Consider the following 10,993-nt stretch of genomic DNA (forward strand, 5'->3'; position numbering starts at 1 on the left):
ACGCGCCCGTGCTGCGCGGCCTGGTCGGCACTGAGCATCTGGGTCTTCACGCCGACGGTGCGCGCGAACTCACCCCAGCGCGCCCAGCCGGCCAGCTCGGACTCGTCGTTGCTCAGATAAAGCAGGCCGCAGCGGCGGAAACCGGTGTCTTCGCCCTCGTCCACTGCGAAGCGCTCCCAGAGATCGAGGCTCTTCGTCGCCATCGGCAGCTCGCGCTCGTCGCGGTTCTGCTGGCGGCACCAGCCCCAGTTGCGGCTGGACTGCTCGCCTGCGATGCGACCCTTTTCGAGCAGCGCCACCTTCAATCCGCGGCGGGCCAGGTAGTAGGCCGTGAACGAGCCGATGATGCCGCCGCCGATGACGACCACGTCGGCGGCAGCGGGCAGGTCGGGCGTGGTCTCGACCAGGGTGAGCGGAGCAGGCATCGTCTGTTTCCCGCTCAGGCCGCGACCCACACCTTGCGCACCGTCTCGAGAGTGCGCCAGGTGCCCACGTAGCCCGGCTTCATGATGAAGCAGTCGCCTGCACGGTAGGTGACCGGCGCATGGCCGTCCTCGGTGATCTCCGCCACGCCGGAGAGGATCAGGCAGAACTCCCAGGTCTCGCCCTTGATCGAGCGGTTCATGCCGACCGTGGACTCGAAAACGCCCGCGCGGACCTGGCCGTCCTTGGCGCTGTCGATGTCCCAGTTGCGGCACACGATGTCGCCCTCCAACACCCGATCTGCGGGCGGACGGTATTCGCGTGGCTCGCCGAGCTTGGCGAAGTCGAAGTTGACGAGCAGTCTGGACATGGAGAGATGTGGCGGCTGAGTGGAACAGGTACGCAAAGATGCTAGGGCCAGGGCCTCTTCTTTGGTGCCGAAGGCGCCCCTCGCAAAGGACACAAACGTGCGATTCACGCCCGGGCCGCAGCGCAATCTGCCGGTGGATTTCGTGGGCCGCAGGGGAGCGATGAGACGGGTGTGCGGGAGGGCTCTCGCGGGGAAGGCGCCCCGTCCAGACGGGGCGCCGGTACGCGTCAGAACTTGTATTGCACGGTGGCCGTGACGGTGCGCGTGCTGCCAGGGTAGACCCAGGCCTGGCTATACGAGCTCGCGTAGTACACCTTGTCGAACAGGTTGTCGACGTTGATCGACAGCTTGAGGTGCCGGTTGAAATCGTACGAGGACATCAGCTTGAAGGTGGTGTAGGCAGGCAGCTTGAAGTCATCGCTCGCCACCGTCGGCGCCACCGCGCCTTCGCGCTCGCCCACGTAGTTGATGCCGCCGCCCAGCGACGCGGCGTGTCCGTCCGCGAGGAAGGTACTCACCAGCAACAGGTTGGCGCTGTTGCGCGGCACGTTGGCCGACTGGCGTCCGACGAGGAAGCTGTTGTTGTCGCGGGTCACCTTCGCGTCAGTGAAGGCGTAGGCCGCGGACAGGCGCAAGCCGGAGACGATCTGGCCCGACACGTCGAACTCGACACCCTTGCTCTCGACTTCACCCGCGGCGACGGAGAAGTTGTTCGGATCGGCCGGGTCTGGCGTGAGCACGTTGTTCTTCGTGATCTTGTAGAGCGCCAGCGTGCTGGTGATGCCGGTTTCCGCCGAGTCGTACTTGGCACCGACTTCGTACGACTTGCCCTTCTCCGCCGGGAAGGACGTGAAGTCGCTCTTGACGCCGCTGTTCGGGCGGAAGCTCTTGGAGGCCGTGGCGTACAGGGAAATGGTCTTGGTCGGCTGGAAGACGAGGCCGGCGCGCGGGGTGGTCGCGGTCAGCGTCTGGCTGACCCTGGTGCCGGCGATGTGGTTGTCCAGCGACTGGTCGTAGGAATCGCGGCGCGCGCCCAGCATCAGCTTCCACTGCGCGCTCAGGTCGATCTGATCCTGCAGGTAGAAGGCCTTCGAACGCTGGTGTTCCTTCGTGTCGGTATTCTTGGTCATGGCGCTGGACACGTTGCCATAGACCGGCTCGTAGATGTCGATGTTGCCGGCGTTGGCCAGTCGGTACTGGAGCCGGTTGTCGGTGAAGGAGTAGGCGTCGATGCCGACCAGGAAATTGTTGACGACCGGGCCCGTCGGGACCTTGCCCAGCAGTTCCAGGCGGCCGGAAAGATCCGTGGCCGAGTTGTCACGTGTGCGGTGTTGGCGAACCAGCGTGCGCCCGTCGGCCTGCAGGAAACGCGCTTCGGTCGAGGCGCCGTTGATCGAGCTCTCCCGGTAGCTCACGCCCGACTGAACGGACCAGTCGTCGTTGAAGTAGTGCTGCACGAAGAGCTGCTGGCCAGTCGTCTTGATGGTCGTCTTGCCGTCGCCGGGCTCGCCGTAGAAGCTCGAAGGCGACACCAGGCCCAGCTTGCCGTTGACTGCGACCACGCCGCGGTCGAACGTTGCGCGCTGCTTGGAGAGCTCCAGCTCATAGGAGATCGTCGTGTCCGACGACGGCACCCAGATGAACGACGGCGAGATCATGTAGCGGTCGAAGCCGACATCGTTGCGGTAGCTGTCGCCGCGCTCGCCAGCCGCATTGAGTCGATAGGCGACTTCCTCGCCGATCGGGCCGGTCACGTCCGCGGTCAGGCGACGCGTGTTGTGGCTGCCGGCGGAGAGGCTGACGGTCTGCGACGGCTGGAACAGCGGCTTCTTGGTCGTGATGTTGACCGTTCCACCCGGCTCGCCGCGTCCGTAGAGCGCGGAGGCCGGGCCCTTGAGGATCTCGACCGTGGCCGTGTTGGCCGAGTCGCGCACGCCGTTGTAGCCGCGGCTGTAGTTGAAGCCGTTGACCATGTAGTCCGAGCCGAAGTTCGGGTCACCCGTGAAGCCGCGCATCGAGTAGCTGTCCCACAGACCACCGAGGTTGCTCTGCTTGGAGATGCCGCTGGTGAGTTCGAGCGCGTCGGCCATCTTGGTCGCGCCCACGTCCTGCAGCAGGTCGGAGGTCAGGACGCGCACGCTCTGCGGCAGGTCCTTGAGCAGCGTGTCGGTCTTGGTGGCCCCGGTCGCCGACAGGTTGCGGTACGGCTGCTTGACGGCCGAGATCGTCACGGACGTGACCGGGACATCGGCGGGCTGGCTGGCAGCGGCTGCCGGCGCGGCAGCAGCATCCTGCGCACTGGCAGATCCGCAACAGGCCAGGAGCGCGGCAGCAGGCACTGCAGCGAGAGCGAAGCGTCGATTGTTCATCACGTGGGTACTCCTCAGGGTCGTTGATCTGAAAACCGAACGGCACGGCAGCATCACCTGGCTCGCACAGGCGTGACCGCTCCCGGCCTGCGTCCGGGTGGACACAGGCCTTGAAACAGGAAAGGGGCTGGAATCGACCGCGACTCAGCGTCGGGCAAGGTACGTGAAGCGCCGCCTTCGGCCACTGCCGGCCGGGTGGGGGACGCTGGCCGCATCGAGACGCAGGGAGCGAGCGGGGACAGGGGGATGGGCCATGTCGAAATTATGAAATCACGCTGCGCGCAGAGTCTGCTGTTGAGGCTCGGGCAGCCACAATCTCGTGTCTTTCGGTGGCTTGCGGCGAGCTGTCGCTGCCGAAAAACGCGCCGTGGTGCGGGTCGGCCGAGCATGGTGCAATGAACGCACCGGCACGGTGAGCACCGCGCGCGCCTCCTACCCCAGTCCGCCTTGGCAGACGTACTTGGTCTGCATGTAGTCATCGAGGCCGTAGCGCGAGCCCTCCCGGCCGTAGCCGGACTCCTTGACGCCCCCGAAAGGGGCAGCCTCCGCGGCCAGCGCACCTTCGTTGATGCCGACGATGCCGCTCTGCAAGGCCTCGGCGACGCGCCAGGCTCGCGCGATGTCTCGCGTGTAGAAATACGCCGCCAGGCCGAACGGCGTGCCGTTGGCCAGCGTGAGCACCTGCGCTTCATCGGTGAAGCTGGAGATGGGCACGACCGGCCCGAAGGTCTCCTCGCGCGCGCACGCCATGTCTGCGGTCACGCCGGTGAGCACGGTCGGCGCGAAGTAATTCGGGCTCGCCCAGGCGCCGCCCGTCAGGCGCTCGCCGCCCAGCACCACTCGCGCGCCCTTCTCGACGGCATCGTCAACATGCCGTGCGATCTTGTCCACGGCCCGCCCGTTGATCATGGGCCCGACCTGGGATTCGGATGCCGACGCGGGTCCGACGCACAGGGCAGCCACCCGGCGGGTCAACAGCTCGACGAAGCGGTCATGGACACCGGCTTGAACGTAGACGCGGTTCGGGCACACGCAGGTCTGGCCGCCATTGCGGAACTTGGCGGCCATGAGCCCGGCCACGGCTGCGTCCAGGTCGGCGTCGTCGAACACGATGAAGGGCGCGTTGCCGCCCAGTTCCAGCGAGAGCTTCTTCAGCGTCGCGGCGGATTCGCGCGCCAGGTGCTTGCCGATCGGCGTCGACCCGGTGAACGTGATCTTGCGCACACGGTCATCGGCGAGCCACACATCGACGACTTCCGGCGTTCTCTCGCGCGACGCCGTGACCACGTTGACCACACCGGCCGGAATGCCCGCCTGCTCTGCCAGCGCAGCCAGGGCCAGCGAGGTCAGCGGCGTATCCTCCGCGGGCTTGGCCACCACGGTGCATCCGGCCGCGAGCGCGGGCGCGATCTTGCGCGCGATCATGGCCGCAGGAAAGTTCCAGGGCGTGATCGCGGCAACAACACCTACCGGCTCCTTCAACACCAGCATCTTGCGGCCGCGCACCGGCTCGGGAATGAGGTCGCCGTAGGTGCGGGTCGCCTCCTCGGCGAACCATTCCACGTAGCTGGCCGCATAGGCGATCTCGCCGCGCCCTTCCGCCAGCGGCTTGCCTTGCTCGCGCGACACCAGCCGACCCAGGTCGTCCTGGTGCGCCAGGATCAGGGCATGCCAGCGCTTGAGGAGTTGCGCCCGGTCACGTGCGCTTCGCGCGCGCCAGGCCGCAAACGCCTGGTGCGCAGCGTCCACCGCGGCAGCGGCGTCGATGGCATTGCTGTCAGGCACCCGGGCGAATGCGAGCCCGGTGGCCGGATCGCTGACATCGAAGGCGGCGCCGCTCGCCGACTCGGACCAACGTCCGTCGATCAGGTTGGCGGAGCGCAGCAGCGAGGGGTCTTGAAGCGTGAGCAGGGACATCTTGGTTTGGAATCAGGGTTGCGGGACGAGGTCGGCGATGGCAGGTCCCCTCTCGGTGGTGGACGGCGCGCCCCCAGGTCGCGCGTGCGCGGCCCGGAATGAGGGCGATCTTGTGGGAGGCTCATTCGACGATCCTGTTCGATTGAAGCAGGATCGTGCAGCAGCGTCGTCGGCCCTCGGTCTGCGCAAGACACGCGATCTGCCGTTCTGGCGCACCGCGACAGCACGGCCTGCCAAGCCCGCGCCCAGCGGTCTTCGGAGCCGGCCGACGGAAGCCCGTGCGCGGCGCCACGGCTCGGCAGATGGTTTCGAGCGCACCGCATTCGGCAGCAGCGCCCCGTCGTTGAGCCGCCGCCCACAGAACATGCTGTCGAATTTCGTCCGCGGTCTGTTTCGATGCCAATTGCCAGCGCGCGCGCTCCACAATTCGGCCGTCATGAACAGCAATTCGGAGCGCGCGGTGGCGCAGACAACTGGCGCGGCCGACCCCGAGGTCGACACCGTTCACCTGCGGCCCTTCACTCCGGCCGATCTCGAAGCGGCGCATGCGCTCTCGATGGAAGTGCAGTGGCCGCATCGTCCTGAAGACTGGCGTTTCGTCGCCGCGCTGGGCGCGGGCGTGGTTGCGGAATGCAGGGGCCAACTGGTCGGCACGGCCCACTGCTGGAAGTGGCCGGATCGCCGTGCCACGCTCGGCATGGTGATCGTGGCACCGCCCATGCAGGGGCGCCGCATCGGCGCGCAGATGATGCGCGCGCTGCTGGATGACCTGGCGCAGTTCGACGTCTCGCTGCATGCCACGGCCGAGGGCCGGGCACTCTATGAACGGCTCGGATTCGTCGCCCTCGGGGAAGTGCGACAGCACCAGGGAACGGCACGTCCGGCCCCTCTTGCCGCCATGACACCGGGACTGCGGTTACGACCGCTGGGCCGGGCCGACGTGGACAGGCTCGTGGCGCTAGACGCCGCCGCCAGCGGGATGGCACGCGGCGAAGCGGTTCGCGCGCTGATCGCGGATGCCCAAGGCATCGTGCTCGACCGGGATGGCGAGCCCGTCGGCTTCTCTTTGTTGCGGCGGTTCGGACGCGGATACGCGATCGGCCCCGTGGTCGCGCCGGATGCCTCCGGGGCGCGGGCCTTGATCGCGCACTGGACGAGCCAATGCGCCGGCAGGTTCCTGCGCATCGACGTCGAGGCCGGCAGCGGTCTCGGCGATTGGCTGGAGGACCAGGGCCTGAATCGCGCGGGCAGCGTCGAGATGATGACGCGCGGCACGCCGCCCAGGCGCGGCCCCGCCTCTGGCCTGTACGCCCTGATCAACCAGGCGCTGGGATGATGGCCAGGCCGGCGTTCCTGTACAAGTCCGATCCGGCTCGCGGCGCGATCTGGAAACAATGCTTCGAGGAGAACCTCCCGGGCATCGAGTTTCGCCAGTGGCCCGAGGTCGGCAACCCCGCCGAGGTCAGGTTCCTGGCCGCCTGGGAGCCACCGCCGGACCTGGCCAGCCGCTTCCCCGCGCTGGAAGTGCTGTTCTCGGTTGGCGCCGGTATCGACCAGTTCGATCTGGCGGAGCTGCCGCCCACGCTGCACGTCGTTCGCATGATCGAGCCGGGCATCGTGGCCGGGATGGTGGAGTACGTCACGCTGGCCGTGCTGGCTTTGCATCGCGACCTGCCGGCCTACCTCGAGCAGCAGCGCGCCGCGCTTTGGCAAGCCCGGCCCCGCCTGCCCGCAAGCCGTCGCCGCGTCCGCGTGCTCGGCCTCGGATCTCTCGGGCGCGCAGTCCTTTCAGCGCTGGGCAACTTCGGCTTCGACTGCGCCGGCTGGAGCCGCTCACAGCGTGCCATCGAGGGCGTGAAATGCCTCTCTGGCACCGAAGGGCTGACGGCGCTTGTCGCGCAGACCGACATCCTGATCTGCCTGCTGCCGCTGACTGCACAGACCCGGGGAATGATCAACGCCTCCCTGCTGGCGAAGCTGCCTCGCGGTGCAGCCTTCGTGAATGCCGGCAGAGGCGGTCATGTGGTCGACAACGACTTGATCCATGCACTGGACAGCGGCCATCTGCGCGCGGCCGTCCTGGACGTCTGCGAACCCGAGCCGCCCGCGCCGGACCACCCTTTTTGGCATCACCCGAAGATCTGGATGACGCCGCATGTGGCCAGCGAAACGCAGGCGCTGACCTCAGCGGAAGCGGTCATGAAAAACCTGAGGCGCCATGAGAATGGGCAGCCCATGGACGGGCTGGTGGATCGCATTCGGGGCTATTGATTCCGCATTGCGCGCGCTCTTGATAGCCTGAGAACGAGCCGGCTGCGGAGACATCCGTGATTTGCGCGCTGCGGTCCAGTCGGGGCAACATGCCGCTTTGCACCATGCAAGCGGCGCGCAATCGGACGACAGCGTGGGGAGAGTCGTCGCGTGTCTCTTGCATTGGCGCAATGTCCAGGCGGCGGCCAGCGCAGCCCGCACTGCGCCTTTCCATGTCGCATTCGAGCGCTCGACCACGTTCAGCAATGGAGGCCGTCTCGCGCCTCGTCCATTGTCAACGCCATCGAAAGGACACCCATGCTCGCAATGATTTCCATGGTCACCGGCCTCTGTGGAGGCGGGCTTGCGCTGTACCAGGCGAGCAAGCAGCCGGACAAGGCACGGCAGTTGCGCCTGCTCAGCTTGGCGCCCTTTGGCATGGCCGCGCTGATGGCGGTGCTGTTCGTCTTCTGAGCCTACGGCGCGCGCCCAAGTCTCCTACCTGCAAGCGCTTCGCAGTCCCACGTGGGCGACGAAGCGCGTCGCGGAACATCAGCTCCGTGGTGCCCATCACGGGCACTTGATCAACAAGGAGACTGACATGACGACTTCGAATCCGCTTGCCGACGCGAATCGCGACCCGATCACCGGCGCACCTGGCGCCCACCCCATCGGAACCGGCGTAGGCGCTGCGGTCGGCGGCATGGCCGCGGGCGCTGCGATGGGCACGGTGGCCGGTCCCGTCGGCACCGCCATCGGTGCAGCAGCCGGCGCCATCATCGGCGGCCTGGCAGGCAAAGGCGTGGCCGAACAGGTGGACCCCACCCGCGAAGACGCCTACTGGCGCGAGAACTACCGCGACCGGCCCTATGTGGACTCGGCTCTCGCCTATGACGAGTACGCCCCCGCCTACAGCCTGGGCCACCAGTACTACAGCCAATACCCGGACGCCAGCTTCGACGACATCGAGCCACAACTCGGCCGCGACTGGGACGAACGCTACCGCGGCAATTCCTCGCTGAGCTGGGACAAGGCCAAGCACGCCACCCGCGACGCGTGGGAACGCGTCAGCAACGGCGTGGAACGCGCCATCCCGGGCGATTCGGACCACGACGGTCGCTGACCAGACTCCAAGCGCGTTTCGCCAGCGCCACACACCCGCAGCGCTGGCGCGCCATTGCCCGCAGCATCGATTTCCGGAAGATGGGATCTCGTATGAATGTTCAGCGGCTCAGGACCTTCAGATCAGGGAGGATGTTCATTCGTCGGCCTTGGCTTGCAGCCGCGCCTGGGCGGCCTGCAGCGCACTTTGAATCTTCTGCTCCAACACTTCGCGCGGTGGCAGCACCGTCAGGTACTCGGCCACGTGGATGCCGCCTTGTCCATCTCCAGCAGCTCGATCTGCTCGCGCTTCTTGCCTGTGCACAAGATGATGCCCAGCGGCGGCCCGTCGCCCGGCTCTTGGTCGTACCGGGCCAGCCAGCGCAGGTACAGCTCCATCTGCCCCTTGTACTCGGCCTTGAAGTCACCCAGCTTCAACTCCACCGCCACCAGCCGGCGCAACTTGCGGTTGTAGAACAGCAGGTCGAGGTAGAAGTCGTCGTGGTCGAGCTGAATGCGCCGCTGCCGCGCCACGAAGCTGAAGCCTGCGCCCAGCTCCAGCAAAAAGGTTTCCAGCTCGCGCAAGATGGCGTCTTCGAGGTCCTTCTCCAGGTAACGGTCCTGCAGGCCCAGGAAGTCCAGCACGTACGGGTCTTTCAGCACCAGCGTCGGCGTGAGGTCGCCCCCGTCACGCAGCACATCGAGTTCGTGGCGGATCAGTTCTTTCGGTTTGCCAGACAGCGCCGTGCGTTCGAACAGCATCGCGTCGACCCGCTCGCGCAGCGTGCGCACGCTTCAGCCCTTGATGCGGCACATCTCGGCATAGAAATCCCGCGCCAGCGGGTCTTTCAGGTAGATCAGCTCCAGAAAGTGGCTCCATGCCAATTGTCTCGACAGCGTCGAGACAATCTCCAAGCTCGGAAACACTTCGGCAAACCGCATCATGTGCCGCAGAGTCTTGGCGCTGAAGCTGCGGCCAAAATCGGCCGTCAATTGTCGCGACACCGTCGAGACAATCTCCTCGCCGTAGCCGGCCCGCTGGCCGCCCAGCACCTCGACACGGATGCGCTGGCCGATTCGCCAGTACATCAGGGTCAGGCCGGCATTGACCGCCGCGACGGCCGCGCGACGTGCCTCGTCAATGAGCTGCCGAAGCTCGGCCAGCAGCACGGCTGCATCCGATACCGACATCGGTGTGACAACCGCAGTAGCACCAGGCTTTGGAGGCTCGGCTACTTTGCGTGTGCTCATGTCACCCCTTTGCATGGCCGCCTCTGCGGCATCACCCAGCCAAGGCACTCAGATAGGCATCGATGAATTCGCGTGCCTTCGCTTCCGGTGTCATGCGCCCTGCCCTCCGCTTGGTAGCGTTGGCTCAGGTCTGCGCGTCAGAAAGCAATGGCAACCGAGCTGCCACGGCCGCACGTCACAGCCCAAGCACTGGTGTGAGTGGTAGGCCGTGTTGGACTTGAACCAACGACCAAAGGATTATGAGTCCTCTGCTCTGACCAACTGAGCTAACGGCCCCCTACCGAAGGGGCGCATTGTAGAAGCTGCGGCGGGCCGCTGGCGGGTCACTCGATGCGCCAGCGCCCCGCGTCTGGCGCGAGGGGCATTTCGGGGCCGGGGAGGACTTGCCTGACGTCTTCGGGCAGGGCTTGCTGGTGGGCGCGGATGAGGTCGTAGCGGTCCAGCGAGAGCTTGGTGCTGCTGTCTTCATCGGGCATGACGACCGGGCGGAGGAAGACCATCAGGTTGGTCTTCTTGCGGGTGCGGCTGAGGGTACGGAAGAAGGCGCCGAGGTAGGGGATGTCGCCGAGGACTGGCCATTGGTCGGCGTCGCTGGTGTACGTGTCTTCGATCAGACCGCCAAGCACGATGATCTTGCCGTCGTTGACCATGACCGTCGATTCGATGGAGCGCTTGTTGGTGGCCGGGCCGGCGTTGGTGGTGCCGGGCGTGGTGGTGCTGGAGACGGACGAGGATTCCTGCAGGATGGTCAGGCGGATGGCGCCGTTCGGGCCGATCTGCGGGCGGATGCGCAGCGTGAGGCCCACATCTTTCCTCTCGATGGTCTGGAACGGGCTGGAGCTGGTGGTGGAGGTGTACGAGCCGGTGACAAAGGGCACGTTCTGGCCGACGACGATCTTGGCTTCTTCGTTGTCCAGCGTGATGAGGTTCGCGGTGGACAGGATGTTGGTGCCGGAGGTGGACTGGATGGCCTGGGCGACGGTGGCCAGCGTGATGTCGGTCGTGGTGGCGGCGATGTTGAAGATCTGCTTCCACTGGATGCCCACGTCCATGGCCTTGCTGGCGTCCACCTCGACGACCAGCGACTCGACATAGAGCTGGGCGCGGCGCGTGTCCAGCTGCTCGACGACGGCGCGCAACTGGCGGAACAGCGGCTCGGGTGCGGTGACGATCAGCGAGTTGGTGGCCGGGTCGGCCTGGATGTTGCCGCCGGTGGCCGGTGCCGCGGTGCTGCTGAGCGGCGTGGTGGCGGCCGTGCTGGTGCTGCCGCTGCTGCTTGAGCTGGTGCTCGATGGCGTGCTGGCGTTCAGGC

General features: G+C 66.5%; 9 protein-coding genes, 1 tRNA gene and 1 pseudogene. 4 read left to right on the top strand and 7 right to left on the bottom strand.

Annotated features, from left to right (window positions below):
• From FKP22_RS10665 to FKP22_RS10680, 4 genes are all read right to left on the bottom strand, one after another.
• Positions 1-425 (bottom strand): NAD(P)/FAD-dependent oxidoreductase (locus FKP22_RS10665; protein ID WP_141287475.1); only part of this gene is annotated, 425 nt, incomplete at its 3' end.
• Between the two features lie 14 nt (positions 426-439).
• Positions 440-793, bottom strand: coding sequence for a cupin domain-containing protein (locus tag FKP22_RS10670; protein WP_141287476.1), 354 nt, complete (start codon positions 791-793; stop codon positions 440-442).
• 227 nt (positions 794-1,020) lie between these two features.
• On the bottom strand, positions 1,021-3,162 hold the full coding sequence (locus tag FKP22_RS10675) for a TonB-dependent siderophore receptor (protein WP_141287479.1): 2,142 nt from the start codon (positions 3,160-3,162) through the stop codon (positions 1,021-1,023).
• Between the two features lie 432 nt (positions 3,163-3,594).
• On the bottom strand, positions 3,595-5,079 hold the full coding sequence (locus tag FKP22_RS10680) for an NAD-dependent succinate-semialdehyde dehydrogenase (RefSeq protein ID WP_141287477.1): 1,485 nt from the start codon (positions 5,077-5,079) through the stop codon (positions 3,595-3,597).
• A gap of 142 nt (positions 5,080-5,221) precedes the next feature.
• On the opposite strand from FKP22_RS10680, the gene FKP22_RS10685 reads away from it, so the two are divergent.
• From FKP22_RS10685 to FKP22_RS10695, 4 genes are all read left to right on the top strand, one after another.
• Positions 5,222-6,415, top strand: coding sequence for a GNAT family N-acetyltransferase (locus FKP22_RS10685; protein ID WP_310733317.1), 1,194 nt, complete (start codon positions 5,222-5,224; stop codon positions 6,413-6,415).
• Positions 6,415-7,350: a 2-hydroxyacid dehydrogenase gene (locus FKP22_RS10690; RefSeq protein ID WP_141287481.1), complete on the top strand. Its 936-nt coding sequence runs from the start codon at positions 6,415-6,417 to the stop codon at positions 7,348-7,350. The genes FKP22_RS10685 and FKP22_RS10690 overlap by 1 nt, the downstream gene beginning before the upstream one ends.
• Before the next feature lie 297 nt (positions 7,351-7,647).
• Positions 7,648-7,803 (top strand): hypothetical protein, encoded by a 156-nt coding sequence (locus FKP22_RS31935; protein WP_170200842.1) that lies wholly within the window; start codon positions 7,648-7,650, stop codon positions 7,801-7,803.
• Positions 7,804-7,930: 127 nt separating this feature from the next.
• On the top strand, positions 7,931-8,452 hold the full coding sequence (locus tag FKP22_RS10695; protein ID WP_141287478.1) for a hypothetical protein: 522 nt from the start codon (positions 7,931-7,933) through the stop codon (positions 8,450-8,452).
• 135 nt (positions 8,453-8,587) lie between these two features.
• On the opposite strand, the pseudogene FKP22_RS10700 reads toward FKP22_RS10695, so the two are convergent.
• The 3 genes and pseudogenes from FKP22_RS10700 to FKP22_RS10710 all read right to left on the bottom strand — a co-directional run.
• Positions 8,588-9,621, bottom strand: a pseudogene (locus FKP22_RS10700) (PDDEXK nuclease domain-containing protein).
• A gap of 259 nt (positions 9,622-9,880) precedes the next feature.
• A tRNA-Ile gene (locus FKP22_RS10705) sits at positions 9,881-9,957 on the bottom strand.
• 47 nt (positions 9,958-10,004) lie between these two features.
• On the bottom strand, positions 10,005-10,993 hold a 989-nt coding region (locus tag FKP22_RS10710), incomplete at its 5' end, for a type II secretion system protein GspD (protein WP_310733318.1).

Source organism: Ideonella azotifigens (genome assembly GCF_006519715.1).
Classification (GTDB): domain Bacteria; phylum Pseudomonadota; class Gammaproteobacteria; order Burkholderiales; family Burkholderiaceae_C; genus Ideonella; species Ideonella azotifigens.

Coding starts and splice junctions, on each gene's coding strand:
- FKP22_RS10690 (WP_141287481.1), top strand. CDS start 6,415: ATGGCCAGGCCGGCGTTCCTGTACAAGTCCGATCCGGCTCGCGGCGCG.
- FKP22_RS10675 (WP_141287479.1), bottom strand. CDS start 3,162: ATGAACAATCGACGCTTCGCTCTCGCTGCAGTGCCTGCTGCCGCGCTC.
- FKP22_RS31935 (WP_170200842.1), top strand. CDS start 7,648: ATGCTCGCAATGATTTCCATGGTCACCGGCCTCTGTGGAGGCGGGCTT.
- FKP22_RS10695 (WP_141287478.1), top strand. CDS start 7,931: ATGACGACTTCGAATCCGCTTGCCGACGCGAATCGCGACCCGATCACC.
- FKP22_RS10670 (WP_141287476.1), bottom strand. CDS start 793: ATGTCCAGACTGCTCGTCAACTTCGACTTCGCCAAGCTCGGCGAGCCA.
- FKP22_RS10680 (WP_141287477.1), bottom strand. CDS start 5,079: ATGTCCCTGCTCACGCTTCAAGACCCCTCGCTGCTGCGCTCCGCCAAC.